The following is a 26,748-nucleotide window of genomic DNA, read 5'->3' on the forward strand; positions in this document are numbered from 1 at the left end:
GGTTGTCAGGGCGAGCGGATAAGGCGTCGGGCCAGCGAGCCGAGGCCGACGCCGATAAACCCGCCCGCCGCCTTGATGACGAAATCGGCGGCCTCGCCATGCCGCTCGGGCGCAAGGCGCTGCAGCAGCTCGAACAATGCCGCCGATCCGACGACCAGCACCAGGACCGAAAGCCAATGTCTGGGATAGGCGAGGGCGAACAGCGTTCCCACGATGAAGAAGGCGAAGAAACGTTCCAGATCGACCGGCTCGCCCGTCACGGGGCGTAAGCGGATCGGCCCCACCGTCACGATCAATATGGCAATCAGCACAAGCCAGGCGAGGCAGCGCAAATAAAAATTCATGCCGTTTTCACTCTTCGGTCACGTCGACATTGGGATCGCCGCATGGAATATAGAGCACATGGGTCAAGGCGCCCTTCAGCGAATTGCCGAATGCGAGCTTCTCCTCGGCGATCGCATCGACCCCCATGCACCAGCGGACCATGCGCGGCGAATGCCCGAACTCGGTGCCCAGATAGTCGGACGCATAGGCCATGCCTTCCTCGCAGCCCTCTGTCTTGCAGAACCCGCCTTCCTTGGCAAGCGCATAGAGCGCCTTGTGCCCCTTCGCCATCGTCCATTGGCTAAGGGCAAGGAAAAGGGCGAGGACGGCGAACCCCGCGGCAAGGAGGATTTTCTTCTGGCGGCTCATGCCCGGGATCATTGCGTTCGCAAGCCTGATAACGCAAGCCGTGCGGCGAAAATTATCGTGAAAGCGATTTCGGTTTGCGGGAATATGCGTTAGGCCACACCGAAGACATGGACGCTCATTAATTCGGAAATCCGATGGCCGATATCGAGACCCCAGACAGGCATGAGGCGGCGCAGAGCCATGAGACCGACATCTATGGCGAGGATGGCGCGGTGCGCTCGTCCTTTCTCGCCCGTGTCGGCGCAGCCATCGCCGATCGCGATGTCCTTTTCCTGCGCTCGGACGTCGGCACGCTCCATGCCTCCGAGCTCGGCCATGTGCTGCAGGCCTTGCAGCCGGAGCAGCGCCAGGCGCTGGTCCAGCTTCTGGGCGAAGAGTTCAATTTCGAGGCGCTTACCGAGGTGGACGAGGCTGTCCGTCTCGAAATCGTCGATGCACTGCCCAATGAGCAGATCGCCGAGGGCGTCCAGGAGCTCGATTCCGACGACGCGGTCTACATTCTGGAAGATCTCGACGAGGAAGACCAGGAAGACATCCTCGCCAAGCTGCCCTTCATCGAGCGCGTAAAGCTCCGCCGCTCGCTCGAATATCCCGAGGAAAGCGCCGGCCGGCGCATGCAGACAGAATTCGTCGCCGTGCCGCCCTTCTGGACCATCGGCCAGACCATCGACTATATGCGCGAGGATAATGACCTGCCGGACCGTTTCTCGCAGGTCTTCGTCATCGACCCGACTTTCCGTCTGCTGGGCGCCATCGATCTCGACCGCATCCTGCGCTCAGGCCGCGCCACCAAGGTCGAGGACGTCATGCAGGAAACGCGCCACGCGATCCCTGCGACGATGGACCAGGAAGAAGCGGCGCAGATCTTCGAGCAGTACGACCTTCTCTCCGCCGCCGTGGTCGATGAGAATGAGCGGCTGGTCGGCGTCCTCACCATCGATGACGTGGTCGACGTCATCAAGGCCGAGGCGGAGGAGGATATCTTACGCCTGGGCGGCGTCGGCGACGAAGAGCTGTCGGACAAGGTTTTCCACATTTCCCGCTCGCGCGTGCCCTGGCTGCTGGTCAACCTCCTGACCGCCTTCCTCTCGGCCTCCGTGATCGGCCTGTTCGAGGCGACCATTCAGGAAATGGTGGCGCTCGCGGTGTTGATGCCCATCGTCGCGTCGATGGGCGGCAATGCCGCGACGCAGACCATGACCGTCACCGTGCGCGCCATCGCGACGCGCGACATCGACATCTACAATGCCAGCCGCATCATCCGCCGCGAGGCGGTCATCGGGCTCCTGAACGGCATCATCTTCGCGATCCTCATCGGCCTCGTCGCGGGCGGATGGTTCCACAGCCTGCATCTGGGCGGCATTATTGCCGCTGCAATGGTCATCAACATGCTCGCCGCGGCCTTGGGCGGCATTCTCATCCCCCTGCTTCTCCATCGTGTGGGCGCCGATCCGGCCATCGCCTCCTCGGTTTTCGTCACCATGGTGACCGACGTGACCGGATTCTTCGCCTTTCTCGGGCTCGCCAGCTGGTGGTTCGGTCTTCTCCACTAGGGCAGGGGTTGTTAACCGATTAAATGCCGCTGCAATTGACTTTTACGTAAACCATGGACAGAACAAACCGTTGAGCTGATTTTGAAGAAGCAGGATGCGGTTGGATGCGCGAGTACTATACGATCACCGAACTCACCCGCGAGTTCGGGATTTCGACCAGGACCTTGCGCTTTTATGAGGACGAGGGCCTGATTCATCCGGTGCGGCGCGGACGCACGCGGCTTTTCCGCCCGTCCGACCGTCACCTTTTGAAGCAGATCCTGCGCGGCAAGCGCCTGGGCTTCTCCATCGCGGAAATCCACGAGATCATCCAGATGTATCGCGAGCCGCCGGGAGAATCCGGGCAGTTGCGGCTTCTGATGAAGCGTGTCGAAGAAAAGCGCGTCGATCTGCGCCAGAAGCGCAGGGATATCGAGGAAACGCTGAGCGAACTCGACCAGATCGAGGAAGCCTGCATCGAGCGGCTGGCGGAGCTGGGCGTGAAGACCTGATCCTGCCGCCGGCGGATCGTAATTTTGAAATATCAGGGAGGCATTAGAATGTTGAAGAATATCGATCCGGCGCTGAACGCGGATGTGCTTCATGCGCTGCGCGCGATGGGACATGGGGACACGCTCGTCATTACCGACACGAATTTCCCCTCCGATTCCATCGCCCGGCAGACACGCCTCGGCAGGCTTCTTTCCATCGACAATGTATCGGCTGCCCGCGCCGTCAGGGCTATCCTGTCGGTTCTGCCGCTCGACACGCCCCTGCAGCCCTCCGCCGGACGCATGGAGGTGATGGGCGCGCCGGACGAAATTCCGCTCGTGCAGCAGGAGGTGCAGGCTGAAATCGACCGGGCGGAGGGAAAGTCCGCGCCGATGTACGGCATCGAGCGCTTCGCCTTTTACGAAGAGGCGAAAAAGGCCTATTGCGTCATCACGACCGGCGAGACCCGCTTCTATGGCTGCTTCCTCTTCACCAAGGGCGTGATTCCGCCGGAGGGTCTTGAGACGGCTTGACCCGTCTCAAGCCGATGGTCAGAAGAAAAAATACCAGAGCAGAATGACCACGAAGAGCGGAACACCCATCATCCATAAAATTCCAGCGCGTAGCATGCTTTCCTCCTCTGTTCGATGAGGAGTACAACGCCGGCATAGTGGCTTTCGTTCCGGAGTATGCCTCTGCCGTCATCCTCGGGCTTGTCCCGAGGATCTGCCATAAGAGCGAAGAATAGCGATGACCGTCCTGAAAACCGTACCGCCGCAGATTCTCGGGACAAGCTCGAGAATGACGACTAGGGAAAACCGCTTCCGATACTCTGACAGACACTGAAGCATGATTCCGAAAAGTTGTAGACTTTTCGGGTGAGATCATGCGGCAAAACAAAGAGTTAGAGCGTGATGCCCGTATAGGTATCCCACTCCGGCGAATAGCGGTTCGCCTGCTTTTTGCTTCCATTCCTTGAATCTCCTCTCGTGATCGCCATATGCGACAGGGGACCGATGGCGGTCCTCGCGCTTTGACGTGAACCCACGCGAACACGAGGAGATAATGGATGACAGCTGTTGAACACACCGGTCCGGCGGGCATGCTTTGCCCGGCCTGCAGGGTCGATCTGGTCATGAGCGAGCGCCAGGGAATCGAGATCGACTATTGCCCCAAATGCCGGGGCGTCTGGCTGGATCGCGGTGAGCTCGACAAGATCATCGAGCGCAGCGTGGGCGAGGCGCCGCGCGCCGCCCAGCCGCAAACCCATGTCCCCCCGCAGCCTGCCCCGCAATCGCAGCCCTATCAGCCTCAGGGCCATTACAAGGAAGGCTATGGCGGGCACCATTACGGCGGCCACGGACGCCGCCGCAAATCCTGGCTTGAGGATTTGTTCGACTAGAGTTTTTGTTCTTAAACGGAAGCATCGGCGGGACAATACCCCCCTCTGCCCTGCCGGGCATCTCCCCCTCAAGGGGGGAGATTGGCTGACGCTACCCTCCGCCTTCGTCCTGCAACGTTTGCGATGGGTGCCGCGCATCGATGAAGCGTAATCTCCCCCCTTGAGGGGGAGATGCCCGGCAGGGCAGAGGGGGGTGTCCCGCGATTCCGTCAAAAGCGAATCGCTCCAGGGAATCGGCGCTTGGCCGCGACGTGAATCTCGGCGCGGCCAGCACGCAACATTCCAAGCGCCTAAAAACAAAAAAAGCCCGGAAACCGGGCATATCAGGCGCAATTTGAAGAAAAGAGTGGCTCCCCGGGCCGGATTCGAACCAGCGACCAACCGGTTAACAGCCGGTTGCTCTACCGCTGAGCTACCGGGGAACGGGCGCTCATTCGTCAGCGATGAGGGGCCTATAGCAAAAGGATTTCGCGTTTGCCAAGGGGCCTTCTTCGTTTTTTTCATCTTTTTAGCCGGGACATGACAATTATATAGGTTCGCGGGCCCACTGGAACCGGTACGGAGAGGAATGAATGGATCAGCCACACGCCAGCAGCCGCCCCGGAAGCGCCCTGAACGCGCTTGGATGGCGCATTCCGATTCCCCGGACCCGGCTTGCGCGGCGGATATTGGGCGGGCTGCTCGTCTGCGGCGGCCTCTTGGGCTTTCTTCCCGTGCTCGGTTTCTGGATGATTCCCCTGGGCCTCCTGGTGCTGTCGCATGATTCCGCCGGCATCCGGCGCTGGCGCCGCAAGCTCGAAGTGCGCTACGGGCGGAAATGGCGAAAGAAATGAAATTTTTGTTGTGCCCGCAGCATCTTGGCTGGATCATGCTTGACGGGCCGGAACGCATCACCTATTGAGCCTCACGAACGCTTGTGCGGAAGGCCTCGTGGCGGAGTGGTTACGCAGAGGACTGCAAATCCTTGCACCCCGGTTCGATTCCGGGCGAGGCCTCCAGCAGAATCGTTCGTCGCGGGTGTCCATATTATCCAGCGCGCCCTGATCCCGCGTTATTCGCGCGTGAAAAGGAAAGCCTTCGGACCATGACCGCCAATTTCCAAGATCTGCGCACCAAAATGGTCGACAACCAGATCCGCACGACGGATGTGACGGATGTTGCTGTTCTCGATGCCTTCCTGAGCGTGCCGCGCGAGGCATTCGTGCCGGCGGCATGGCGCGATCTCGCTTATATCGATGAGGATGTGCTCCTGAAGCCGGCGACCGCAGCCGGGGAGCCCGCGCGATATCTCATGGAGCCTTCGCCCTTCGCCAAGCTCGTGCAGCTCGCCTCCGTCAATCCGGGCGACCGCGTTCTCGTCATCGGCACCGGGACCGGATACTCCGCCGCTATTCTCTCCAAGCTCGCCGGCCCGGTCGTCGGGCTGGAAAGCGATGCCGAACTGGCAGCCCAAGCCACCGCGAAAATGGCCGAGCTCGGTTTTAACAATGTCGTGATTGCCACCGCGCCGCTGCCGGAAGGCGATGCCGCCCGTGCACCTTACGATGTGATCCTCCTCGAAGGCGCTGTCGATTTCGTTCCCGATGCGCTCTTCGCCCAGCTCGCCGACCGCGGTCGCCTCATTGCGGTCGAAGGTCACGGAAACGCTGGAGTTACAAGGCTTTACGTCAAGGATGATGGTATCGTCTCGGGACGCGCCGTCTTCAACTTGGCGGTCAAGCCGCTCCCCGGTTTTGCCCGCGCGCCCGAGTTTCAATTCTGATTTTTCGCATATGGTAACATATCTGCAACGCCGCTTAAATTGTTCGGCGGGTGGATTGGCAAAGGGGGATTTTACTGGTTATTAAGGCTTGCCCGAACCGCTCGGTTCGGTTGGCGGATTCGAATGATTCATATGAGGTTCACTGTGTTCAAAGTACGCAAGGGATGGTTGGCTGCGGTATTACTTTCGGGCACGGTTCTGACGAGCAACTCAGCCTTGGCCGATACGCTCGCGGGCGCGCTGGCGAAGGCCTATCAGTTCAATTCATCGCTCAATTCCACGCGCGCCGGCCTCCGCGCCACGGATGAGGATGTGGCAATCGCCAAGTCGGCCTATCGCCCCACCATTCAGGGCACGGGCCAATTCGCGCGCAGCCGCAACGGACAGACAAACGCCAATTCGACGGTCGGCAGCGTCGGTATTGAATTGAACCAGACGCTGTTCGATGGGTTTCAGACCAAGAACAACGTTGCCGCGGCAGAAACCAATGTCTTCGCCCAGCGCGAAAACCTCCGCAACACGGAACTGAACACGCTCTTCAAGGCGGTCCAGGCCTATATGGGCCTCTATCAGGCCCGTCAGATCGCCGTTTTGCGCGAGCGCAACCTTGCCGCCCTGAATGAGCAGGTGCGCGCTGCCAGGGCTCGTCTCGATGTGGGCGAAAACACCCGGACCGACGTCGCTCAGGCCGAAGCATCCCGAGCGACGGCGATAGCGGACCTCAACCAGGCGCGCGCCGACGTCAAGTCGGCCGAGGCGACCTATCGGCAGGTCATCGGTGCCGACCCCGGCACGCTGAAGACACCGCCCGTCGCGCCGAAGCTGCCGCGCTCCGTCAATCAGGCTTTCCAGATTGCCGATGCGTCTCACCCGGCGATCCTCGCGACGAAATATGCTGTTGATTCCGCCAGCTATAATGTGAAGGCAAAGGAAGGGGCACTGCTGCCGACCTTCGGGCTCAACGCGTCGGCCAGCAAGTCCGAGACATTCGCCGGCGAAGAGAGTTTCGGGGATGGCAATTCGGCTTCCGTCGGTGTGAAGGTGACGATTCCGATCTATTCGGGGGGACTCACCTCCGCGCAGGTACGCAAGTCCAAGGAGCAGCTGGGGCAGGCGCGGATCGAAGTCGATGGGGCGCGTAATGACGTACGGCAGGCGGTTGCCTCGGCCTGGTCGCAATATGAGGGCGCCCGCGCGTCGGTTGCCGCTCAGCGCGAGGCGGTCTCCGCAGCCAAGCTGGCGCTGCAGGGCGTCATCGAAGAGCGCAATGTCGGCCAGCGCACGACGCTCGATGTGTTGAACGCACAGAATGAAGTGGTGGCGGCGCAGATCGCGCTTGTGCAAGCGGAACACAACATGGTCCAGGCGAGCTACGCCATCCTTTCGGCTGTCGGTCGCCTGACGGTGGGTCAGATGGGCCTCAAGGTCGCCGAGCAAAGGCCGGAAGAGCATTACGAGGCCGTGAAGGACAAGTGGATCGGCCTGCGCACGCCTGACGGCCGGTAAAGGGCCGCTCTGGCCGTCAAAGGGCAGGGCATCTCCTCCGGCCGTCATTCTCGGGCTTGTCCTGAGAATCGCCGTGGTCTGATCTGATGGGACGGTAATCGCTTATCTGTTTCTTAAAAACGGCGCCTTGGGCGCCGTTTTTGCGTTATGCCGAAACGCCTCATCTCGCCGCCGTCATCGTTCCCGCTGGAAAAGCACCCCATAAACGCTGCTGATCTGCGTCCGGAAAAACCACATGACCACAATCGTGAGAGCGGAAATGAGGCTGAGCGTGACCTGCGAACGGGTGCTTTGCTCCCACAGCATCATCACGATGACCGCTCCCATTGCGGCAATGGTGGCGAGGGTCAGCCAGGGATAGAGCCACATCTTCACCCGCAGGCGCTTTGGCGGTGTGCGGCGGCGCAGCACCAGCTGCGAGACGGCGATGAACAGATAGACGAAGAGAATGATCGCGCCGGAGGAATTGAGGAGAAACAGAAACACCGTTTCCGGTGCAAGCCAGGCGGCGATGACGCAGAGATAGCCGACCAATGTCGAGGCGAGGATCGCGCCCATCGGCACGCCTTTTTCCGTCGTGTTGGCGAGCGCGGCGGGCGCTTCGCCGCGTTTGGCGAGCACGAACAGCATGCGCGAGGCGGTGTAAAGGCCGGAGTTGAGGCAGGAGAGGACGGCGGTCAGCACCACCACATTCATGACGTCGCCGGCGCCGGGAATGCCCATCTTGTCGAGCGCGTCGACAAAGGGCGAGGTGTTGGGCGGAAGCCCGTTCCACGGCAGGATCGCCGTCAGCAGGAGGACGCAGCCCACATAGAAGACCAGGATTCTTAAGATGACCGACCGGGTGGCCTTCAGCACCGCCTGTTCGGGGTCTTTGGCTTCCGCCGCCGCGACCGTTGCGATTTCCGCGCCGACCATCGAGAACACGACGACCGCGATACCGGTGAACACCGCGCCCGGCCCATGCGGCAGGAAGCCCTCTGCGGGGTGGAGGTTTGAAAAATCCATGGATTTTCCGGGCCAGAGCCCAAGAACATAGGCCGCGCCCAGCGCGAGGAAGGCGATGATGGCCGCGACCTTGATACTGGCGAACCAATACTCGAACTCGCCATAGGAGCGCACGGAATAAAGATTGGTCGCGGTCATCAGCACGATAAGCCCCAGCGAGGCCGCCCAGAGCGGCAGGTCGGGCAGCCATTTCTGCAGGATGCCCGCGCCTGCCACGGCTTCCGCGCCGACGACGATCACCCAGAAATACCAGTAGAGCCACGCCACGGTGAACCCCGCCCAGTCGCCAAGCGCCAGCCGGGCATATTGGGAAAAGGAGCCTTGTACGGAATTGGCGATGGCCATCTCGCCCAGCATGCGCATGACCATAATGATGATGAGGCCGGTCAGCGCATAGGAGATGAAAGCCGCCGGCCCGACGCTTCCGATGACCGCGCCGGAGCCGACGAAGAGGCCGGCGCCGATCACGCCGCCCATGGCGATCATCGTGATGTGACGAGGTTTTAACCCCCGTTGGAGCCCTTTTTGTTGCTCGATGGGTTGGTTATTCGGCTCTAAATCTGTCTTCTTCATGGCTTTCCCGGCGTGTTCCGTGGCGCAAGCGTGGCAGTTTGCGGCCGGAACTATGTCAAACTGTTAAATGCGGATGTGTTTCTTTGGTTGCAGGCTCCGTTCAAAGTGATCACGCGCGCTGCATCGCCTTATGGTTTACGATTGGATAATTCTGTGAGTTGGCTTTCGAGGATGCGCCCCGGGGATTCTCAAACCCGGTTTCCTCCGATACCCTAAAGTCTATGGATTCGCCTGCAGGCGGCAGGCTTAAATCATCACAAGGCGGAATATGGCACAGACATCGAGCGCGGCGCGTGAGCCCTCCATGGAAGAGATTCTGGCTTCCATTCGTCGGATCATCGAGGACAGTGATGTGGTGCGGCAGAGCGTGCCGCCCAAGCCGGAGCGCCCGCAAATGGCTCCGGTTCGCGGCGAGATCGCCGAATTCCGCCGCGATCCCGAGCCCGTGCTGCGGCCCGTTCAGTCCGCGCCGAGGCCCGTCGAGACCGAGCCGAAGCGCGAAGAGCGGCGTGCACAGGAAACCGACGAGGCGATGAACGCCCTTGCCGCGCGCATCGGCCTGCGCGGCACGCTGGACGCGCGCGGCGCCGCCGTCGCCCCGGCGCCCGTACCGCCATCTTACCCAGTTATGGACGAGGAGGACGAGGAACCGATCCTCGATCCCGTCAATGACGACCGCCCCGTGAGCGTTTCTATACCGGAAGCGCCCGTGGCCTTGAAGCCCGCGCCCGCCGCCGTACCTCCGAAGCCTGTGGAGCCGGTGGAGCAGAAGCGGGCGGAGCCCGTAGAGCCGCAACCTTCAGTCGCGAAAGCACCGGAACCGGCCCAAGCTGCGCAGCCAGCACCGGAGCCCGCCGCGCCCGCTTTCGAGGAAGCCCCGGCGCCCTATGCGGCAAGCGAGGCTTCCCCGCTCATCTCGCCGACGACCGGGCGGCAGGTCGCCGCCGCCTTCGAAGACCTGACCGCCGCCATGCGTGCCGAACAGCGCCGCTCCCTCGACGAAATGGCCGAGAAAATGCTGCGCCCCATGCTGCAGGAATGGCTGGACAACAATCTCCCCTCGCTCGTCGAGCGCCTGGTGCGCGAGGAGATCGAGCGCGTGGTGCGGGGGCGCTAGTCAGCCCTCATCCGACCGCGCTTTCGCGCGGCCACCTTCCCCCACAAAGGGGAGAAGGCTGGCGCACTGCATCACCTCTTGAGCCAATTGCGTGCGCCAGTAGGTGGCAGCTAGGCCAGCGCCAAGCACCTCCCTTCTCCCCTTGTGGGAGAAGGTGGCCGCGCGAAAGCGCGGTCGGATGAGGGGTATTCCACGCTTTCCACGTCTTTCCCCTTTCATAATCCCTCCAAAAGTGATTTTAGAACCTTCAACTGAACATTCCCGCTTGAATTAGCCTCGACGGACATTTTCCATGCTTGAGAAGACATACGACGCCACGGCCATCGAGCCGAAGATCGCCGAACGCTGGGAGAAGGCGGGAGCCTTCAAGGCTGGGGCAGGGGCGAAGCCGGGCGCCGATCCGTTTTCCATCGTCATTCCGCCGCCCAATGTCACCGGCTCGCTGCATATGGGCCATGCGCTCAACAACACGATCCAGGACATTCTCGTCCGCTTCGAGCGGATGCGCGGCAGGGACGTGCTGTGGCAGCCGGGCATGGACCATGCCGGCATCGCCACGCAGATGGTGGTCGAGCGCCAGCTGATGGAGCGGCAGGAGCCGAACCGCCATGTGATGGGCCGCGAGAAATTCGTCGAGCGCATCTGGCAGTGGAAGGCCGAATCCGGCGGCATGATCGCCAACCAGCTGCGCCGCCTCGGCGCCTCCTGCGACTGGTCGCGCGAGCGCTTCACCATGGATGAAGGCCTGTCCAAGGCGGTGCTCGAAGTCTTCGTCACGCTCTATAAGCAAGGCCTCATCTACAAGGACAAGCGCCTTGTGAATTGGGACCCGAAGCTGCTGACTGCCATTTCCGACATCGAGGTGGAATCGCGCGAGGTGAAGGGCCATCTCTGGCACTTCCGTTATCCTCTTGAAAACGTGCCGTTCGACCCCGAAAATCCCCACACTTATATCGTCGTCGCCACGACGCGGCCCGAGACGATGCTTGGCGACACCGGCGTTGCGGTCAATCCGGAAGACCCGCGCTATCACGCCCTTATCGGCAACAACGTCGTGCTGCCGCTGGTCGGGCGGCTGATCCCCATCGTCGCTGATGATTATGCCGACCCGGAAGCGGGGTCCGGTGCGGTCAAGATCACGCCTGCCCATGACTTCAACGATTTCGAAGTGGGCAAGCGCAACGGCCTTCGCCAGATCAATGTCTTCACCGTCGAGGCGGCGATTACGCTGAAAGACAACAAGGACTTCCTCGAAGGGCTGCAGGCATCGAGCCATCTCGATCAGCTGATCCATGATCTCGACGGGCAGGACCGTTTTACGGCCCGCAAGCGCATCGTCGAGATGATGGAGGCGGGCGGCTATCTCGAAAAGATCGAGGATCACACCCATGCGGTGCCGCATGGCGACCGTGGCGGCGTGCCGATCGAGCCGTTCCTGACCGACCAATGGTATGTCAACGCGGCGGAACTGGCCAAGCCCGCGATTGCCTCGGTGCGCGAGGACCGCACCAAGATCATCCCCGCCAATTGGGAAAAGACCTATTTCGACTGGATGGAGAACATCCAGCCCTGGTGCGTTTCGCGCCAGCTCTGGTGGGGCCATCAGATTCCCGCATGGTACGGGCCGGACGGCACCTGCTTCGTCGAGCGCAGCGAGGACGAGGCCAAGGCGGCGGCGCGCGCGCATTATGGCGAGGATGTCAGCCTCACGCGCGATTCCGACGTGCTCGACACCTGGTTCTCCTCCGCGCTCTGGCCGTTCTCGACTCTCGGCTGGCCGGACGAGACGCCGGAACTCGCCACCTATTACCCGACCAGCGTGCTCGTCACCGGCTTCGACATTATCTTCTTCTGGGTTGCCCGGATGATGATGATGGGCCTCCATTTCATGGAGCGGGAGCCGTTCCACACCGTCTATCTCCACGCCCTCGTTCGCGACAAGAACGGCGCCAAGATGTCGAAGTCGAAGGGCAATGTCCTCGACCCCTTGGAGCTGATCGACGAATATGGCGCCGATGCGCTGCGCTTCACGCTCGCCATCATGGCGGCGCAGGGGCGCGACGTGAAGCTCGACCCCGCGCGTATCGCCGGCTACCGCAATTTCGGCACCAAGCTCTGGAACGCCACCCGCTTTGCCGAGATGAACGGCGTCGCGCGTGACGAGAGTTTCGACCCGGCTCAGGCGAAGCTCGCCGTCAACCGCTGGATTCTCACCGAGCTGACGCGCGCCGCGCGGGCCGTTACCGAAGGCATCGCTGCCTATAAGTTCAACGAGGCGGCGGGCGCGGCCTATAAATTCGTCTGGAACCAGTTCTGCGACTGGTATCTGGAGCTCTTGAAGCCGATCTTCATGGGCGAGGACGAGGCGGCCAAGAAGGAGGCGCAAGCCTGCGCTGCCTACTGCCTCGATGAAATTTACAAGCTGCTCCACCCCTTCATGCCGTTCATGACCGAGGAGTTGTGGGCGCATACGGCGGGCGGGGGTAAGACGCGCCCGACCTTGCTTGCGCATGCTGAGTGGCCTGTGCTCGATTTCGAGGACGATGCCGCCGCAGCGGACCTCAACTGGCTGATCGAGCTGGTCACCGGCATCCGCTCGGTGCGGGCGGAAATGAACGTTCCGCCTTCCGCGCTCGCTCCGCTCGTTGTCCTGGGCGCGAACGATCTCACCCGCGACAGGCTCGAGCGCCACGACGCGGCAATCAAGCGTCTGGCACGCGTGGAAGCGATAAGCTTTGCCGCCGAGGCGCCGAAGGCTTCGGCACAGATCGTCATAGGCGAGGCGACGGCCTGCCTGCCGCTCGGAAGCCTCATCGATTTGAAGGCGGAAGACGCGCGCCTTGCCAAGGAACAGGGCAAAATCGCTGGCGAGATCGAGCGCATCGAGAAGAAGCTCTCGAACGAAAAATTCGTCGCCAATGCGAAGGAGGAAGTCGTTGAAGCCGAACGCGAAAAGCTCGCAGAATTGCGCGAGGCGGCGGAAAAGATCGCCGTGGCGCGCCAGCGGATCGGCGGGGCGGATTGAGCATTTTGTTTTTAGATGGAAGCAACGACGCTTGATCTTCGTCGTTGTGAGAACTTTACCATAGAGGAATGGATCCCAGTGACAAGCACTGGGATGACGAGGTGGAGATGCTTTCACCCAACTAACAACCGGTGTGGAAAATGGAACGGTTGGAGTCTTATCCAGAACAGCCAACCCATCCGTCATCCCAGTGCTTGTCACTGGGATCCATTCCTCTCCCTATCCATTGCAACAATGACAAGAGGCTGCAGGGGGCGTCTAATCGTAATCTGCTGTGACGCTCATCAACGCTCACAGAAAGCACGATTCGAGCACCTTTTCGCGCCCCGCCCCCTTCCAAACAGGGCGCCGGGTCGCCGCTTTTTGCCATGATTTGAACAATATGCCGCCATTGTTGCCTCTTGGCAACAGCGCAGCCATCTCGGCCAAAAACCCCGTAAAAACCGATTATTTATCGCGCCTTTAAACGCAGAATCCCTTTATTAGCCCGCCACCACGGCGAAAAATGGCCGCTTTTTGCGAAGGCACATTTTGAGCTGATGGGGAGGGTGTTTCGCGGCCTCTTGCCGGGCATCACTTTCATGTTACGTTTCCGTCAAAATTTGATTGCGATCAATGATCTGGGGAGGGACATTCATGGACAGGGGAACCAAAACGCTCATCGGCGCAGCGCTGATCGCGGCAGGCACCGCAGGCGCGGCGCATGCCGGCGGTCTGGAGCGCAGCTCGCAGGATTTCGACATTCTGTTCGAGCCGGGCACGCGCGTCGAGTCGGGCGTCACTTATGTGAAGCCGGAGCGGAAGCTGAAGAATATTCGCGGTTCGGCGGTGGGGGCTGCCACGGGCGGCCGTAACCCGACGACGGGGAACCCGGCCGATCCCAGGACATGGCAACCTTACGAGACGAGCACCGGCGAATCCCGGGGCTACGCCGTGCCGAAATTCTCGGCCAAGATCGATTTGACGGATGATCTCGCCTGCGCCGCGCAATATCGCGAGCCCATCGGCATTCACACCGATGTCGGCACGGATACCGTCGAGATGTACACGGCCATCGAGCAGAAGATCACTTCGCGCGATTATGGCCTCAACTGCTCCTACCGTTTTGCGGCGGGCGAGAAGGGTTTTATCCGCATCCTCGGCGGCGTTTCCTATCAGGAAGTCGAAGGTTATCAGTCCCGCTACCTGCCGGCGGGTTTCCCAACGCCCTTCGGCGCGGCGCTGCCGTTCAGAACGGGCTATCTCAACGTCGAAGATAAAAGCTGGGGCTGGCGCATCGGTGCGGCCTATGAAATCCCGGAATATGCGCTGCGCGCGTCTCTGGTTTACCAGTCCAAGGTGAAATACGATCTGGAAGGCACGATCACCGGCCTGTTCCCCATTACGATCCCTGTCGTGGGTGAGGCAGAGGTGCCTGACTCGGTCGAGTTCAAGTTCCAGACCGGCATCGCGCCGAACTGGCTGGCGTTCGGCTCGGTCAAATGGACCAATTGGTCGAATCAGGATGCCATTAATTTCCTCAATACGAGCGCGAGCCTTCCCGGGCCGTTCGGCGCGATTCCCGTGGGTGCGCGGATCACCGGTCTCGATCTCTACTACCGCGATGGCTGGACCGTTACCGGTGGTGTCGGTCACAAGTTCAACGATCAGTGGTCCGTGGCGACGAGCCTCACCTGGGACCGTGGCACATCGACTGGCCTGCAGTCCCAGACGGATACCTGGACCCTCGGTCTCGGCACGACCTATTCGCCGAACGAACGCTTCGAGGTTCGCCTCGCCGGCGCTCTCGGCTTGCTCACGTCGGGAACCAAGGACAACACCGTTATCGACGGTAAGCCTAATCCGACGGGCTCCATCGCCGACTTCGACGATGATTTCGTCGGTGCGCTTTCGGTTTCTGCGAAGCTGAAATTCTAAGTCGATGTTTTAGTGTAAGCTGTTGAGAAAGCCCGGTTTTTGCCGGGCTTTCTGTTCGTGAAGATCAGGGAAATAAATGTCCAGGGGGGGCTAAATGGACATGTTCTTCCAGCTCGTTGCGCGCACCGGCCTAGCCGGTCTCACGCCCAATTTCGTGGCGATTCAGCAACAGTCGCTTCACCATGAAAGTGCATGGCCGGGGAGCCGGAGGGCTTCGCCAATTTCCCGCCACAAACCAGTAGCACCCGGAGAGGGCGAGACATGTTGTCCGCTCACATTCAAGAGAAATGCATTGATGCGCGTCGTTAAGCAATTCACATATCCGGTGTTCGGAGTTGCCCTGACACTTGCCGTCGCATGTGGATATGCCCGCGCTTTCGATGTTCTCGAAGACCAGCCGGAACAGACCAGCAATCCCTTCGAACTGTTCAAGTTCGGCTTCTCCGCCTACAAGAGCGGCCATAAGGACGAGGCGCTGAAGGCGCTGCGCTATGCCGCCGATATGGGCCACCAGGGCGCCAAATGGAAGCTCGCCCGCATGTATGCCGATGGCGACGGTGTCAAGGAAAACGACTACGAGGCCTACCAGATATTCGAGAAGATCGTGCGTGACGGGGCCGAGCCCGGCTCGCAGAACGAGATCTATGTCGCCGACGCCCTTGTCGCATTGGCCGGCTATGTCAGGCGCGGCATTCCCGGCTCTCCCGTCAAGGCCGATCCCAGCGTCGCGCGCGACCTCTACGTCCAGGCCGCCTCCAATTTCGGCGACCCGTCTGCGCAATACGAGCTGGGCCGGATGCTGCTGAAAGGCGAGGGCGGGGCGCGCAATCCCGTGCAGGCCGCCCGCTGGTTCCGCCTCGCCGCCCAGAAGGGCAATGTGAAGGCGCAGGCCATGCTCGGCAACATGCTGTTCCAGGCCGGCAAGACAGTGCGCGGCCTCGCCATGCTCACCGCCGCCTTTGAGCGCTGCACGCCGAAGGATTGCGACTGGATCCGCAACATGCAGGAGCAGGCCTTCTCGGTCGCCGGCGAAGCCGACCGCCGCACCGCGATCTCGCTCGCGGGGGATATCGTGCGGACGGGGGATTTTTGAAGGCTTAGGGAGAGGGGTAACAGGGCGTTGGCGCGATGACGCTCCGGCCTGATTGCATAACCCGGTTCTGGCGCCATGCTTCAAAGTCTACTATATTGGGGAGGCTTTGAAGAGGTTCGCCATGCTGCAATTGTCCAAGGAGACCGAAAAGCTGGCCCGTCTGGTGGCCTACCGAAGCGGTCGCGATCCCGAGGAATTAATTCGCTCCGCGCTTGAGCAAGAAGCCAAGGCGCTTGGGCATGGCTGATAAGCCTGAGACAAAACGAAAGCGAATGACGGTAGAAGAAATGCTTGCCCTCGGTAAGGAAGTTTCTTCCCTACCTCTGCTCGATCCGCGTTCTCCCAAGGAAATATCCGACGATCTGAACGAAATATGATCGTCGCCGATTCATCCGCTATTGCAGCAATTTCGGCCGACTCACATCTTCAGCTTCACCACGACAGGCACATGGTCTGACGGCTTGTCCCACGCGCGGACGTGCTTTTCGATATCGGCATAGACGAGGCGGTCGGCGGCTTCCGGCGACAGGAGGAGGTGGTCGATGCGGATGCCATTGTCCCTGCGCCAGGCGCCGGCTTGATAATCCCAGAACGTATAGAGATCCGCCGCATCGCTGGTGAGCCGCACGGCATCGGCGAGGCCCAGATTTTCCAGCCGGCGGAAGGCCTTCCGCGTCTCGGGCAGGAACAGCGCGTCATTCAGCCATTGTTCGGGATGCTTCGCGTCTTCCGCCTGCGGGATCACATTATAGTCGCCCGCTAGCACCAGCGGCTCGGCCAGCTTGAGGCGGCTTTGCGCCCAGCGCTCGAGCCGCTTCATCCAGCCAAGCTTATAGGCATATTTTTCCGTATGCGCCGGATTGCCGTTGGGCAGATAGAGCGAGGCGACACGGATGACCCCGCCGCCCTCGCGTGAGAAAACCGCCTCGATGAAACGCGCCTGCTCGTCGGTCTCGTCGCCAGGAAGACCGCGCATCACCTCGTCAGGCGATTTTTTCGATAGAATCGCGACGCCGTTAAAACCCTTCTGGCCATGGGTCTCGACATGATAGCCGAGCGCCTCGATCTCCAGCCGCGGAAATTGCTCGTCGACGGATTTGATTTCCTGCAGGCAGGCGATGTCAGGCGCCGACTCCTTCAGCCAACGCAGAAGGTTGTCGATGCGCGCCTTGACGCCGTTGATGTTCCAGGTGGCTATTTTCATGGTTTCAGGCTTAAGCCGCCGCGCGATTCCGAACAAGAGGCTCAGCGCGTTTTAAAGCGGCATTCAGAACATGAGCGAGCGGTGGGCGGCGGCGCCGGCCATCGCGCCGTCACCGACGGCAAGCGAGACATTGCCCGCGCCGCGCGCGGCGTCGCCGCAGGCGAAAACGCCGGGAACCGAGGTCGCCTTCATCCCATCCGTTTGGATGAAGGGGCCGAGCGGGCCGTCCTCCATCACGCAGCCAAGCTCATCCGCCAGCGGGCTCGAGGGCCGGGTGGCGGGGGCGGTGAAGAGGCCGGCGAGGGGGATGACGCGGCCATCGGTGAGGTTGAGGTCTGCATGCCCCGTGATTTCAGTGACGGGCGTCGGCTCAACGCTTGCGCCGCGCGCTGCCAGTTGCGCCAGTTGTTCGGCGTCGGGCGAAAAGACGTTGTTGGTGAAGAAGGTCGTCTTGCCCCAGTCCGGCAGCATCAGCGCCTGATGGATGGAGGCCGGGCCCATAGCGAGGACGCCGATATGGCCCTCGTTCAGTTCATAGCCATGGCAATAGGGGCAGTGGAAGACGCTCTTTCCCCAGCGCTCCCTGAGGCCGGGGAGGGCGGGCAGCACATCCTCGACGCCGAGCGCCAGGATCAGCCGTTTCGCATCGTAAGCGCCTCCGGCCTCGGTTTTCACATGGAAGCCTTCACCCGCACGGGCGGCGCTCGACACCTTGCCTTCCATCCATCTGAGGGTGGGGTAGGCGAGGAGCTGCTGTTTCGCCTCTTGCGCGATGGCGCCGGGCGCGTGACCGTCGCGGCCAAGGAAGCCGTGCGAGGTTTCGGCAAAGCGGTTGCGGCGCACGCCTGCATCAATCACCATGATCCGCCGGCGCGCCCGCGCCAATTGCAGCGCTGCCGCCATGCCTGCATAGCTGCCGCCGATAATGATCACGTCATACTGCATCCCGGTTTCCTTTTCTTAGCCGCATGATCTCATCCAAAAAGTCTGCAACTTTTCGGGATCATGCTCTGTTCTGCTTGTGTGCGGCGAAGCGCTTGGCGAAGTCCGCGGCCAGTTCCGCCAGCGTGAGGCGGCTGAACCGCTCCATCAGCAAGGCTTCGATGTGGTTGAATGTGTCGTCCAGCGCGGCATTGACCGCCTGCTCGACGAGGCATTGCGGGTTTTCATGGCGGTTGCCGATGGCGAAGACTGCCGGCTCGCCCAGCGCCAGGTGAATGTCGCGTAGCGTCACGCTTTCGAGGTCCCTCGCGAGCGTCCAGCCGCCATTGTGCCCCTTTTCGGAGCGCACCAGCCCCGCCTCGCGCAGGCCCGCCATGGTGCGGCGGACGACCACGGGATTGGTGCGCATGCATTGCGCCAGCGCCTCCGAGGTCATGGGACCATCATGGGCGGCCATGTGAAGGAGTGCGTGGAGGACGGAGGAGAGGCGGCTGTCGTGTTTCATGTAACTTTACATATTACATGAAATTGCATCGCGCAAGCCGCCTGATAAGAAGTTGCAAACCTATTTCAGGGATGCTTGAATCCTCGCTGGGTGAAGACGGCCATGCCGTGCTATAATATCCACCCCAGAGCATGATCCCGAAAAGTTGCAGACTTTTCGGATAAGATCATGCGGTAAAAAATGAATCGTGCGCAGCGAGCGCATGATGATCAGAAGATTAGATGGACGATCTTGAAGCAAAGGAGAGAAATCATGAAGAAGACATGGACAAAGCCGACCATGTGCCAGGTCGCCGCCGGAATGGAAATGTCCCGTTATCTTTCCGCCGAGCTGAAGGCAAAGAAGTAATGTTTTCCGCCCCGTGCGGCATATCGCGCGGGGCGGATATTTATCCGGAATTGCCCCAGCGGCGGTAAGGGCGCGGAATGCTTTTGAAGATCATCGGTTCCGCGGCAGGCGGCGGTTTTCCCCAGTGGAACTGCAATTATCGTTTCAGCCGGGGCGCGCGGGCAGGGGAGCCGGGCTTCCGCCAGCGCACGCAGTCGAGCCTCGCCGCGAGCGCCAATGGAACGGACTGGGTGCTGTTCAACGCTTCCCCCGACATCCGCCAGCAGATCGCCGCCACGTCGGAATTGCAGCCGCCAGCCGATGGACCCTTGCGCGCGACGCCGATCCGCGCGGTGGTGCTGACCAATGCCGATGTCGACCATATTGCCGGGCTTCTATCCTTACGCGAACGCCAGCCCTTCGCCATCTATGCGACGGACCGGGTGCTCAACGTCCTCGAAACCAATTCGATCTTCAACGTGCTCGACCGGGCGATCGTCCCGCGGCGCAGGCTGGCCCTGAATGAGCGCACGGAGATTTTGGATGCCGAGGGCAAGCCGACCGGGATCGTCATGGAAGCCTTCGCCGTGCCGGGGAAGGTGGCGCTGTTTCTGGAGAACGAGGCGCGGGAGGGTTTTGGAACCGAGGAAGGCGATACGGTCGGGGTAGCGATAAAGGCTGAAGGGACTGCCCAAACGGCCCTCTACATCCCCGGCTGTGCCGACATCGATCAACCCCTGAAAATCCGCATTGCCGGGGCCGCCTGTCTTCTTTTCGACGGCACGGTCTATCATGATGACGAGATGATCCGCGCCGGCGTCGGTGCCAAGACTGGGGCGCGCATGGGGCATCTGCACATCGCCGGCGAGGCGGGGTCGATGAAGCAGCTTGCCGATGTACCCGCCGCGCGGCGCATCTATGTGCATATCAACAACACCAATCCCATCCTCGACGAGAATTCCGCCGAACATGCGGCGGTACGGGCGGCGGGATGGGAGGTGGCTTATGACGGAATGGAGATCGCGCTTTGACGGATTTTGCCAGCGCCGCCAAACATGGCCTGACGCCTTCCCAGCTTGAAGACGCGCTGCGAGCGGTGGGTGCGGCGCGCTACCACAATCTGCATCCTCTCCACCATAAGATGGTGAGCGGCGCACTGACCAAAGGGCAGATGCAGGCCTGGGCGCTCAACCGCTATTGCTATCAGGCCGTCATTCCGCGCAAGGACGCGGCGATCCTGACGAAAGCAGAAGACCCGGCCTTCCGCGCTGAATGGCGCAAGCGCATCGAGGATCATGATGGCGCGGATGGCTGGAGCGGCGGCATCGCCCGCTGGCTGAAGCTCGCGACGGGGCTGGGCCTCGACGCTCAGATGGTGACGAGCGAAAGGCTGGCGCTGCCGGCCACGCGCTTCGCGGTCGGGGCGTATCTTTCATTCTGCCGCAATAGAAGCCTGCTGGAAGCGGTGGCCTCCTCGCTGACCGAGCTCTTCTCGCCCGTCATCATCGGGGAGCGGGTGCCCGCCATGCTGGTCAAATATGATTATGTGACCGAGGATATCCTTGCCTATTTCAAGCCGCGCCCGGTGCAGGCCTCGCGCGACGCCGATTTTGCGCTCGCTTATGTGATGGAGCACGCCACCACGCCGGAAAAGCAGCAGGCGGTTATCGACGCGCTCACCTTCAAATGCGATATTCTCTGGGCAATGCTCGACGCGCTCGATTATGCCTATGGCACGCCGGGCCATATACCGCCCGGCGCGTTCGACCCTTCGACAAGTTCAGGATGAGGGAGGAGTGAATGGAAGCCGCCCGCACCCGTGCCATCGTGTCGATGCAGTCTCGCCCCGCGCTCAATCGCCATGCGCGGCTGCATTATGATCCGGTGCGCGGTGCTTGGGCGCTGCTGTCGCCGGAGCGGATTTTCTGGCCGAATGAGGTCAGTCTCGATATTCTCCAGCTGTGCGACGGGACGCGGACTGTTGCGGACATGATCGCCGCGCTCGCAGCCGAATATGGCGCGGACGAAGCCGATATAGCGGGCGACGTGACGGCCTTTCTACAGGAATGGTCGGACAAGTTTCTGGTGACGCTGGAGCAAGCCCAGGAAAAGTGTGAAGCGGTTTTCCGTCCGGGCTTGCGTAAAAGTCGTCCTATGACCGAAGCCATTCTGCCCCCCATCGCCATGCTTGCGGAATTGACGCATCGCTGCCCGCTGCAATGTGCCTATTGCTCCAACCCGGTCGAGCTTTTGAAGGCCAACAGGGAAATGGCAACTGAAGGCTGGCTGGCGCTTTTCGAGGAGGCGGCGGACCTAGGCGTCCTGCAGGTCCATCTCTCAGGCGGCGAGCCGACGCTGCGCAGCGATCTGACCGAACTCATTGCCTGTCTGGCGCGACGCGGCGTCTACACGAACCTGATCACCGCTGGGGTAGGTATCACGGAAGGACGGATCGAGGAATTTGCGAAAGCGGGGCTCGATCATGTGCAATTGAGCTTCCAAGGCGCAAAGCCGGAAACCACCGCAAAAATCGGCAACCACACGCAGGCGCATGAAAAGAAGATCGAGACGGCGAAGCGTGTGCGTGCGGCCGGCTTGCCGTTGACGATCAACGCACCGATCCATCGCCACAACATCCACGAGGTGCCCGCGTTCATCGAGATGGCGCTGGCGCTCGGCGCGGAACGGCTGGAAATCGCCAATGTGCAATATGCGGGCTGGGCGCTCCTCAATCGCGAGGCCCTGATGCCGGACCGCGAATCCGTCGAATGGCAGGTGCGGATCGTGGAGGAGGCGCAGGAACGGTTGCGCGGTATTCTCACCATCGATTTCGTCGTGCCCGATTATTTTGCTATCTATCCCAAGCCTTGTATGGGCGGCTGGGCGCGTGACGCCTTCATGGTGGCGCCGGATGGGACGGTTTTGCCGTGCCACGCCGCGCATACCATCAAATCGCTGTCCTTCGAGCGGTTTGGCGATTGGACGTTAGGCGATATCTGGCGGGATTCGCCTGCCTTCAACGCTTTTCGGGGAACGGGCTGGATGGCGGAGCCCTGCCGCAGCTGCGACCGGCAGGAACTGGATTGGGGCGGCTGCCGCTGCCAGGCCATGGCGATTGCCGGTGACGCTTCCGCCACCGACCCGGCCTGCATCAAATCCTCCCTGCACCAGCGCATGGGGGCTTTGATCGAAGAGGCGGCGAGGCTGGGCAGTGTGACCGGCGGTACGGGCTTTCAATATAGGCGCATCGGCAAGGCGGCCGAAGCTGCTTCTTGATTATCGTTCGGCGTCATGCTCTTGGCATATGGAGAATGTTTGAGCGGCCAGAGGACTGCCGATGACCAAGATGCTGGCGAGCGTGCGGGACCGCAAGGAAGCCGAAATTGCCGTGAAAGGCGGGGCCGATATCATCGACCCCACGAGCGGGGACGGCGCTGCCGTGACGTTGGCAACTATCAGCGATGTCGTCAAGCTCGTTGCAGGTCTCCGGGCGGTGAGTGCAATGTCTGGCGATCTCTCCACGGGCTCGCCGGCAATCCTGCGGCAAGCACAGAAAATCGCAGAAACGGGCGTCGATTATATCAGGATCGGCTTATTTCCTTCAGAGCAATTATCGTCCTCAATTGAAGCGCTGCGCGGCCTCGCAAGGAGCACGAAACTAATCGGTGTGCTTCATGCCAGCCATACCTATCCGGCTGATCTGCCTGCAGCCGTCGCCGCCGCCGGTTTTCATGGGCTTATGCTCGATACAGGGAGACCGGACGAGCGGCTGCTCGATTATCTAAGCCTCGAGCAGATAAGTGCCTTCATCGAAGATGCCCACGAACATTCCCTCATCGCGGGCGTGGCCGGCGGACTGGAAGCGCCTGATATTCCCCGGCTTCTGGTTTATAATCCGGATTTTCTCGGATTCAGCGGGTTCGATGCCGAAGGGCTGGCGGCAATCAGGGCGCTGATCCCCAAGAAAGAAACGCGCCGCGCCGAAAAGCCTCTTATCTCTCAGCCGGAGGAGGGGGAGGACCTCGGAACTTACAAGATTTTTGTGCGCGACTTCGTCCTGCCTGTGCATATCGGCGCCTATAGTTTCGAGCATGGCAAGCCCCAGAAGGTGCGCTTCGACGTGACCGCGAATGTGCGCCGCGTGGCGCGCATGCCCACTGAAATGCGCCATGTCGTTTCCTACGATCTCATCATGGACGGGATCAGGAGCATCGTCGCGCGCGGACATGTGGAACTTGCCGAAACGCTCGCGGAAGAAATCGCAGCTTTTATCCTGGCGCACCCGCGCGTGACGCATGTGGTCGTGCGGGTGGAAAAGCTTGAGCTCGGGCCGGGCGGGGTGGGCGTCGAGGTTGAGCGCTGGTGAGCAAAGAGAAGCTTATCCGCCCAAATTTCCCGTTTTGGGCCGTTGATGTCGGGGAGAGGTAGAGGAATGGATCCCAGTGACAAGCACTGGGATGACGGAGTGGAGAGGGATTCGCCCAACTGGAGAACCATTGTGGCATGCGGAACGGTTGGAGACTACCGAGAACAACCAACCCATCCGTCATCCCAGTGCTTGTCACTGGGATCCATTCCTCTCCCTATCCATTACAACAACGACAAAAAGGGTGCGCAGGTGGTTCTGTCAAAACGCAATCTGCTCCCTGTGCCACATGAGTTGGGCTCGGCGCTCATACATGCCGCGTAATCCCGCCGTCCACCCGAATGTTCTGCCCGGTAATATACCCGGCATCGTCGGAGAGCAGGAACGCCGTCGTCGCGGCAATTTCCTCCACCGTGCCGATGCGCTTCATCGGAACGGTGCTTAACGTCTCCGGGGTCTGCTCGTAGCTGTCGATATAGCCCGGCAACAGCGCGTTCATGCGAATATTGTCGGCCGCGTAGCGGTCGGCATAGAGCTTGGTATAAGCGCCGACCGCTGCGCGATAGGCGCAGGAGACAGGGAATTTCAGTGTCGGCTCGAACGCGGCGAAGGTGGTGATGTTGACCCACGCGCCCTTGCCCTGTTCGAGCATGAATGGCGTCACCAGTCGCGCCATGCGCACCACATTCAGCACCATCATCTCATTGCCGAGTGTCCATTCCTCGTCGGTAATGTCGAGAAGGTCGCCCTTCGGCGGATGGCCCGTGTGGTTGACGACGGCATCGATGCGGCCATAGCGGCTTGCCGCTGCATCGACGAGCGCTTCCAGGTCGGCAAGCTTTTCCGCCGCACCCTTGATGCCGATGCCGCCCAATTCCTCCGCCAGCTCGACGGCGCTGCCGGAGGGCGACATCAGAGCCAGCCGATAGCCGCGCTCATGGAGCTTGCGCGCAATCGCGGCGCCCATGCCGCGCCCGCCGCCCGTTATCACCGCCACCGGCTTCTCGTGTGCAGACATTTTCATCTCCTCGATTTGACCATGTCATCGTAACTTGACTATGGGGTCAATATCATTAACCAAGTTCCACCTTCTCGCCGCAATCGTTTCTATGATCGCGGCACCGCATATAACCGGGGACGATTCTGTCATGATCAAGAAGCTTACAATTGCCGCCGTCGCGGTCACTTTTCTCGCGGGCTGCACGACCGATCCCTATACGGGCGAGCAGAAGATTTCGAAGACCGCCGGCGGCGCGGCGCTGGGCGCAGCGGTCGGCGCGCTGGGCGGCCTCGCGGTCGGCGGATCGAGCCGCGCGCAGCGCAATGCCGTGCTGATCGGCGCCGGCCTCGGCGCGCTCGCCGGTGGTGCCGTGGGCAATTACATGGACCGCCAGGAAGCCGAGCTGCGCGCGCAATTGCAGGGGACCGGCGTCTCGGTGACGCGCAATGGCAACAACATCATCTTGAACATGCCGTCGAACATCACCTTCGACACCGACCAGGATCAGGTGAAGAGCCAGTTCTACCCGACGCTGAACTCCGTCGCCATCGTGCTGCGCAAGTTCAACCAGTCGCTGGTCGACATTTACGGCCACACCGATTCGACCGGCAGCCCGTCCTATAATCTCCAGCTCTCGCAGCGCCGCGCCCAGTCTGTCGCCAATTATCTCGGCGCCCAAGGCATCGACCAGCGCCGCTTTGCCGTCACCGGCTTCGGCGACACGCGCCCCATCGCCTCCAACGCCTCGGAAGCAGGCCGCGCGCAGAACCGCCGCGTCGAAATCCAGATCTCGCCGCTCACCGATGGCGGGCAGGGCGGCGGCTACGCCCAGGGCGGCGGCTATGGTGCGCCGGGTGGCGGCTACGGCGGTTACTGATCCGCACCACTCGCATCGAACATTATCGAGACGCGGTCCTTCGGGGCCGCGTTTTGTTTGGGGCGAATCGTCAACAGGAGCGGAGCGGATTAAAATCGCTTGCCGCTTCGCGATTTTTGTTAACGAAGCGGCCCGTATTTTAGATGGAACGTATATGGAACATTTTTATAATAATTTGATTATTCAATGGCTTGATGTGCTTGCAAAATGGGAACAAAACGAATACAAATAGTTTACCAAGAACGGACTGTCCGGGCTTCATCCACCACAGGGGGCTAGTGTAACATGTCTCAGAATTCATTGCGGCTTGTTGAGGAAAAATCAGTGGACAAGACTAAAGCTCTGGACGCGGCGCTCTCTCAGATCGAGCGGGCGTTCGGCAAGGGATCGATCATGCGGCTCGGCAGCAACGAGCAGGCGGTCGAGATCGAAACGGTATCGACCGGATCGCTTTCTCTGGACATCGCGCTCGGCGTTGGCGGCCTGCCCAAGGGACGCATCATCGAGATCTATGGTCCGGAAAGCTCGGGCAAGACGACGCTGGCGCTGCACACCATCGCCGAAGCCCAGAAGAAGGGCGGTATCTGCGCCTTCGTCGATGCGGAGCACGCGCTCGATCCCGTCTATGCACGCAAGCTCGGCGTCGATCTGGAAAACTTGCTGATCTCGCAGCCCGATACGGGCGAGCAGGCGCTTGAGATCACCGACACGCTGGTGCGTTCCGGCGCGATCGACGTCCTGGTGGTGGACTCCGTCGCCGCCTTGACGCCGCGCGCGGAAATCGAGGGCGAGATGGGCGATTCCCTGCCGGGCATGCAGGCCCGTCTCATGAGCCAGGCGCTGCGCAAGCTGACCGCCTCCATTTCCCGCTCCAAATGCATGGTCATCTTCATCAACCAAATCCGCATGAAGATCGGCGTCATGTTCGGCTCGCCCGAGACGACGACGGGCGGCAACGCCCTGAAATTCTATGCCTCGGTCCGGCTCGATATCCGCCGCATCGGCTCTCTCAAGGAGCGCGACGAGGTGGTCGGCAACCAGACCCGCGTGAAGGTGGTGAAGAACAAGCTGGCGCCGCCCTTCAAGCAGGTGGAATTCGATATTCTCTATGGCGCGGGCGTCTCCAAGGTGGGCGAACTGATCGACCTCGGCGTCAAGGCCGGTGTGGTCGAGAAATCGGGCGCATGGTTCTCCTATAATTCGCAGCGCCTGGGCCAGGGCCGAGAGAACGCCAAGCTGTTCCTGAGGGACAATCCGGAAGTGGCGCGTGAGATCGAGCTGACCCTGCGCCAGAATGCCGGCCTCATCGCCGAGCAGCTTCTGGAGAACGGTCCGGGCGATGACGATAGCGACGGCGACGCCGGGGATATCTGAGGCCCCTGCATCACCTGTCTTTCTCGTGCGGCC

Annotated in this window: 26 protein-coding genes, 2 tRNA genes and 1 pseudogene; 21 read left to right on the plus strand and 8 right to left on the minus strand. The window is 61.2% G+C overall.

The window, feature by feature from the left end; genetic code table 11:
- Nucleotides 1-5: 5 nt before the first annotated feature.
- Both ACOWVG_RS09910 and ACOWVG_RS09915 read right to left on the minus strand, forming a co-directional pair.
- Nucleotides 6-344: a VanZ family protein gene (locus tag ACOWVG_RS09910; RefSeq protein WP_420961835.1), complete on the minus strand. Its 339-nt coding sequence runs from the start codon at nt 342-344 to the stop codon at nt 6-8.
- Nucleotides 345-351: 7 nt separating this feature from the next.
- On the minus strand, nt 352-693 hold the full coding sequence (locus ACOWVG_RS09915) for a hypothetical protein (RefSeq protein ID WP_420961837.1): 342 nt from the start codon (nt 691-693) through the stop codon (nt 352-354).
- Between the two features lie 134 nt (nt 694-827).
- Here ACOWVG_RS09915 and mgtE point away from each other — a divergent pair, with 134 nt between their 5' ends.
- The 4 genes from mgtE to ACOWVG_RS09935 all read left to right on the plus strand — a co-directional run bounded on the left by mgtE (nt 828) and on the right by ACOWVG_RS09935 (nt 4,119).
- On the plus strand, nt 828-2,246 hold the full coding sequence (gene mgtE, locus ACOWVG_RS09920) for a magnesium transporter (RefSeq protein ID WP_420961838.1): 1,419 nt from the start codon (nt 828-830) through the stop codon (nt 2,244-2,246).
- A 104-nt stretch (nt 2,247-2,350) separates the two neighbouring features.
- The gene (locus ACOWVG_RS09925; protein WP_420961840.1) at nt 2,351-2,737 is read left to right on the plus strand and encodes a MerR family transcriptional regulator; all 387 of its coding nucleotides are present in this window, start codon (nt 2,351-2,353) and stop codon (nt 2,735-2,737) included.
- A gap of 48 nt (nt 2,738-2,785) precedes the next feature.
- Nucleotides 2,786-3,250: an RbsD/FucU family protein gene (locus ACOWVG_RS09930; protein WP_420961842.1), complete on the plus strand. Its 465-nt coding sequence runs from the start codon at nt 2,786-2,788 to the stop codon at nt 3,248-3,250.
- A 536-nt stretch (nt 3,251-3,786) separates the two neighbouring features.
- Entirely contained in the window at nt 3,787-4,119 is a 333-nt protein-coding gene (locus ACOWVG_RS09935; protein WP_420961844.1) for a zf-TFIIB domain-containing protein, read from the plus strand.
- A 347-nt stretch (nt 4,120-4,466) separates the two neighbouring features.
- Here the strand turns inward: ACOWVG_RS09935 and ACOWVG_RS09940 are convergent.
- Nucleotides 4,467-4,541, minus strand: a tRNA-Asn gene (locus ACOWVG_RS09940).
- A 150-nt stretch (nt 4,542-4,691) separates the two neighbouring features.
- Between ACOWVG_RS09940 and ACOWVG_RS09945 the strand changes: the two genes are divergently transcribed.
- From ACOWVG_RS09945 to ACOWVG_RS09960, 4 genes are all read left to right on the plus strand, one after another.
- Nucleotides 4,692-4,952: a hypothetical protein gene (locus ACOWVG_RS09945; RefSeq protein ID WP_420961845.1), complete on the plus strand. Its 261-nt coding sequence runs from the start codon at nt 4,692-4,694 to the stop codon at nt 4,950-4,952.
- Between the two features lie 91 nt (nt 4,953-5,043).
- A tRNA-Cys gene (locus ACOWVG_RS09950) sits at nt 5,044-5,117 on the plus strand.
- Nucleotides 5,118-5,203: 86 nt separating this feature from the next.
- Nucleotides 5,204-5,881: a protein-L-isoaspartate O-methyltransferase family protein gene (locus ACOWVG_RS09955; RefSeq protein WP_420961846.1), complete on the plus strand. Its 678-nt coding sequence runs from the start codon at nt 5,204-5,206 to the stop codon at nt 5,879-5,881.
- A gap of 132 nt (nt 5,882-6,013) precedes the next feature.
- A complete protein-coding gene (locus tag ACOWVG_RS09960) occupies nt 6,014-7,387 on the plus strand; it encodes a TolC family outer membrane protein (RefSeq protein WP_420962404.1) in 1,374 nt (457 codons plus the stop codon).
- Nucleotides 7,388-7,561: 174 nt separating this feature from the next.
- On the opposite strand, the gene ACOWVG_RS09965 is transcribed toward ACOWVG_RS09960, so the two are convergent.
- Complete coding sequence (locus ACOWVG_RS09965; protein WP_420961848.1) at nt 7,562-8,968, minus strand: amino acid permease; 1,407 nt, start codon at nt 8,966-8,968, stop codon at nt 7,562-7,564.
- 268 nt (nt 8,969-9,236) lie between these two features.
- On the opposite strand from ACOWVG_RS09965, the gene ACOWVG_RS09970 reads away from it, so the two are divergent.
- From ACOWVG_RS09970 to ACOWVG_RS09995, 6 genes are all read left to right on the plus strand, one after another.
- On the plus strand, nt 9,237-10,085 hold the full coding sequence (locus tag ACOWVG_RS09970; protein ID WP_420961850.1) for a PopZ family protein: 849 nt from the start codon (nt 9,237-9,239) through the stop codon (nt 10,083-10,085).
- A gap of 292 nt (nt 10,086-10,377) precedes the next feature.
- On the plus strand, nt 10,378-13,110 hold the full coding sequence (locus ACOWVG_RS09975) for a valine--tRNA ligase (protein ID WP_420961851.1): 2,733 nt from the start codon (nt 10,378-10,380) through the stop codon (nt 13,108-13,110).
- A gap of 636 nt (nt 13,111-13,746) precedes the next feature.
- Nucleotides 13,747-15,027 (plus strand): OmpP1/FadL family transporter, encoded by a 1,281-nt coding sequence (locus ACOWVG_RS09980; RefSeq protein ID WP_420961853.1) that lies wholly within the window; start codon nt 13,747-13,749, stop codon nt 15,025-15,027.
- Nucleotides 15,028-15,322: 295 nt separating this feature from the next.
- Nucleotides 15,323-16,120, plus strand: coding sequence for a tetratricopeptide repeat protein (locus ACOWVG_RS09985; RefSeq protein ID WP_420961855.1), 798 nt, complete (start codon nt 15,323-15,325; stop codon nt 16,118-16,120).
- Between the two features lie 121 nt (nt 16,121-16,241).
- The gene (locus ACOWVG_RS09990; protein ID WP_420961857.1) at nt 16,242-16,367 is read left to right on the plus strand and encodes a hypothetical protein; all 126 of its coding nucleotides are present in this window, start codon (nt 16,242-16,244) and stop codon (nt 16,365-16,367) included.
- A complete protein-coding gene (locus ACOWVG_RS09995) occupies nt 16,360-16,497 on the plus strand; it encodes a hypothetical protein (RefSeq protein ID WP_420961859.1) in 138 nt (45 codons plus the stop codon). The genes ACOWVG_RS09990 and ACOWVG_RS09995 overlap by 8 nt, the downstream gene beginning before the upstream one ends.
- Nucleotides 16,498-16,538: 41 nt before the next feature.
- Here the strand turns inward: ACOWVG_RS09995 and xth are convergent, their stop codons facing one another.
- The 3 genes from xth to ACOWVG_RS10010 all read right to left on the minus strand — a co-directional run bounded on the left by xth (nt 16,539) and on the right by ACOWVG_RS10010 (nt 18,771).
- Nucleotides 16,539-17,324, minus strand: a complete 786-nt coding sequence (gene xth, locus ACOWVG_RS10000) for an exodeoxyribonuclease III (protein WP_420961861.1) — start codon at nt 17,322-17,324, stop codon at nt 16,539-16,541.
- Between the two features lie 63 nt (nt 17,325-17,387).
- Nucleotides 17,388-18,269, minus strand: coding sequence for an NAD(P)/FAD-dependent oxidoreductase (locus ACOWVG_RS10005; protein WP_420961862.1), 882 nt, complete (start codon nt 18,267-18,269; stop codon nt 17,388-17,390).
- Nucleotides 18,270-18,327: 58 nt separating this feature from the next.
- A complete protein-coding gene (locus tag ACOWVG_RS10010) occupies nt 18,328-18,771 on the minus strand; it encodes an Rrf2 family transcriptional regulator (RefSeq protein WP_420961864.1) in 444 nt (147 codons plus the stop codon).
- Nucleotides 18,772-19,196: 425 nt separating this feature from the next.
- Between ACOWVG_RS10010 and pqqB the strand changes: the two genes are divergently transcribed.
- The 4 genes from pqqB to ACOWVG_RS10030 all read left to right on the plus strand — a co-directional run bounded on the left by pqqB (nt 19,197) and on the right by ACOWVG_RS10030 (nt 23,464).
- The gene (gene pqqB, locus ACOWVG_RS10015) at nt 19,197-20,129 is read left to right on the plus strand and encodes a pyrroloquinoline quinone biosynthesis protein PqqB (RefSeq protein ID WP_420961866.1); all 933 of its coding nucleotides are present in this window, start codon (nt 19,197-19,199) and stop codon (nt 20,127-20,129) included.
- A complete protein-coding gene (gene pqqC, locus ACOWVG_RS10020) occupies nt 20,126-20,887 on the plus strand; it encodes a pyrroloquinoline-quinone synthase PqqC (protein WP_420961867.1) in 762 nt (253 codons plus the stop codon). The genes pqqB and pqqC overlap by 4 nt, the downstream gene beginning before the upstream one ends.
- An 11-nt stretch (nt 20,888-20,898) precedes the next feature.
- Entirely contained in the window at nt 20,899-22,374 is a 1,476-nt protein-coding gene (pqqE, locus tag ACOWVG_RS10025) for a pyrroloquinoline quinone biosynthesis protein PqqE (protein ID WP_420961868.1), read from the plus strand.
- Between the two features lie 61 nt (nt 22,375-22,435).
- Nucleotides 22,436-23,464 carry a (5-formylfuran-3-yl)methyl phosphate synthase gene (locus ACOWVG_RS10030; RefSeq protein ID WP_420961869.1) on the plus strand — a complete coding sequence of 343 codons (1,029 nt, stop codon included), beginning with the start codon at nt 22,436-22,438 and terminating at the stop codon, nt 23,462-23,464.
- Nucleotides 23,465-23,771: 307 nt separating this feature from the next.
- Here ACOWVG_RS10030 and ACOWVG_RS10035 read toward each other — a convergent pair whose 3' ends face one another.
- Nucleotides 23,772-24,482: an SDR family oxidoreductase gene (locus tag ACOWVG_RS10035; RefSeq protein WP_420961871.1), complete on the minus strand. Its 711-nt coding sequence runs from the start codon at nt 24,480-24,482 to the stop codon at nt 23,772-23,774.
- A gap of 130 nt (nt 24,483-24,612) precedes the next feature.
- Here ACOWVG_RS10035 and ACOWVG_RS10040 point away from each other — a divergent pair.
- From ACOWVG_RS10040 to recA, 3 genes and pseudogenes are all read left to right on the plus strand, one after another.
- Nucleotides 24,613-25,263: pseudogene (locus tag ACOWVG_RS10040) on the plus strand (OmpA family protein); the annotation flags it as partial.
- Between the two features lie 43 nt (nt 25,264-25,306).
- Nucleotides 25,307-25,573 carry a hypothetical protein gene (locus ACOWVG_RS10045; RefSeq protein WP_420961872.1) on the plus strand — a complete coding sequence of 89 codons (267 nt, stop codon included), beginning with the start codon at nt 25,307-25,309 and terminating at the stop codon, nt 25,571-25,573.
- 53 nt (nt 25,574-25,626) lie between these two features.
- Nucleotides 25,627-26,715 (plus strand): recombinase RecA, encoded by a 1,089-nt coding sequence (gene recA, locus ACOWVG_RS10050; protein WP_420961874.1) that lies wholly within the window; start codon nt 25,627-25,629, stop codon nt 26,713-26,715.
- Nucleotides 26,716-26,748: the final 33 nt, after the last annotated feature.

The sequence above is a fragment of the Brucella sp. IR073 genome, from assembly GCF_049065735.1.
In the GTDB taxonomy this organism is placed as follows: Bacteria; Pseudomonadota; Alphaproteobacteria; order Rhizobiales; family Rhizobiaceae; genus Paramesorhizobium.

Bases quoted from the DNA above. Each gene is read 5' to 3' on its own strand.
- ACOWVG_RS09965 (WP_420961848.1), bottom strand. From the start codon at position 8,968: ATGAAGAAGACAGATTTAGAGCCGAATAACCAACCCATCGAGCAACAA.
- ACOWVG_RS09960 (WP_420962404.1), top strand. From the start codon at position 6,014: ATGAGGTTCACTGTGTTCAAAGTACGCAAGGGATGGTTGGCTGCGGTA.
- ACOWVG_RS09910 (WP_420961835.1), bottom strand. From the start codon at position 344: ATGAATTTTTATTTGCGCTGCCTCGCCTGGCTTGTGCTGATTGCCATA.
- ACOWVG_RS10045 (WP_420961872.1), top strand. From the start codon at position 25,307: ATGGTGCGCCGGGTGGCGGCTACGGCGGTTACTGATCCGCACCACTCG.
- pqqB (WP_420961866.1), top strand. From the start codon at position 19,197: ATGCTTTTGAAGATCATCGGTTCCGCGGCAGGCGGCGGTTTTCCCCAG.
- recA (WP_420961874.1), top strand. From the start codon at position 25,627: ATGTCTCAGAATTCATTGCGGCTTGTTGAGGAAAAATCAGTGGACAAG.
- ACOWVG_RS09955 (WP_420961846.1), top strand. From the start codon at position 5,204: ATGACCGCCAATTTCCAAGATCTGCGCACCAAAATGGTCGACAACCAG.
- ACOWVG_RS10035 (WP_420961871.1), bottom strand. From the start codon at position 24,482: ATGTCTGCACACGAGAAGCCGGTGGCGGTGATAACGGGCGGCGGGCGC.
- mgtE (WP_420961838.1), top strand. From the start codon at position 828: ATGGCCGATATCGAGACCCCAGACAGGCATGAGGCGGCGCAGAGCCAT.
- ACOWVG_RS09980 (WP_420961853.1), top strand. From the start codon at position 13,747: ATGGACAGGGGAACCAAAACGCTCATCGGCGCAGCGCTGATCGCGGCA.
- ACOWVG_RS10030 (WP_420961869.1), top strand. From the start codon at position 22,436: ATGACCAAGATGCTGGCGAGCGTGCGGGACCGCAAGGAAGCCGAAATT.
- ACOWVG_RS09930 (WP_420961842.1), top strand. From the start codon at position 2,786: ATGTTGAAGAATATCGATCCGGCGCTGAACGCGGATGTGCTTCATGCG.
- ACOWVG_RS09970 (WP_420961850.1), top strand. From the start codon at position 9,237: ATGGCACAGACATCGAGCGCGGCGCGTGAGCCCTCCATGGAAGAGATT.
- pqqE (WP_420961868.1), top strand. From the start codon at position 20,899: ATGGAAGCCGCCCGCACCCGTGCCATCGTGTCGATGCAGTCTCGCCCC.
- ACOWVG_RS09925 (WP_420961840.1), top strand. From the start codon at position 2,351: ATGCGCGAGTACTATACGATCACCGAACTCACCCGCGAGTTCGGGATT.
- ACOWVG_RS09935 (WP_420961844.1), top strand. From the start codon at position 3,787: ATGACAGCTGTTGAACACACCGGTCCGGCGGGCATGCTTTGCCCGGCC.
- ACOWVG_RS09945 (WP_420961845.1), top strand. From the start codon at position 4,692: ATGGATCAGCCACACGCCAGCAGCCGCCCCGGAAGCGCCCTGAACGCG.
- ACOWVG_RS10010 (WP_420961864.1), bottom strand. From the start codon at position 18,771: ATGAAACACGACAGCCGCCTCTCCTCCGTCCTCCACGCACTCCTTCAC.
- ACOWVG_RS09995 (WP_420961859.1), top strand. From the start codon at position 16,360: ATGGCTGATAAGCCTGAGACAAAACGAAAGCGAATGACGGTAGAAGAA.
- ACOWVG_RS09985 (WP_420961855.1), top strand. From the start codon at position 15,323: ATGCGCGTCGTTAAGCAATTCACATATCCGGTGTTCGGAGTTGCCCTG.
- ACOWVG_RS09975 (WP_420961851.1), top strand. From the start codon at position 10,378: ATGCTTGAGAAGACATACGACGCCACGGCCATCGAGCCGAAGATCGCC.
- ACOWVG_RS10005 (WP_420961862.1), bottom strand. From the start codon at position 18,269: ATGCAGTATGACGTGATCATTATCGGCGGCAGCTATGCAGGCATGGCG.
- xth (WP_420961861.1), bottom strand. From the start codon at position 17,324: ATGAAAATAGCCACCTGGAACATCAACGGCGTCAAGGCGCGCATCGAC.
- ACOWVG_RS09915 (WP_420961837.1), bottom strand. From the start codon at position 693: ATGAGCCGCCAGAAGAAAATCCTCCTTGCCGCGGGGTTCGCCGTCCTC.
- ACOWVG_RS09990 (WP_420961857.1), top strand. From the start codon at position 16,242: ATGCTGCAATTGTCCAAGGAGACCGAAAAGCTGGCCCGTCTGGTGGCC.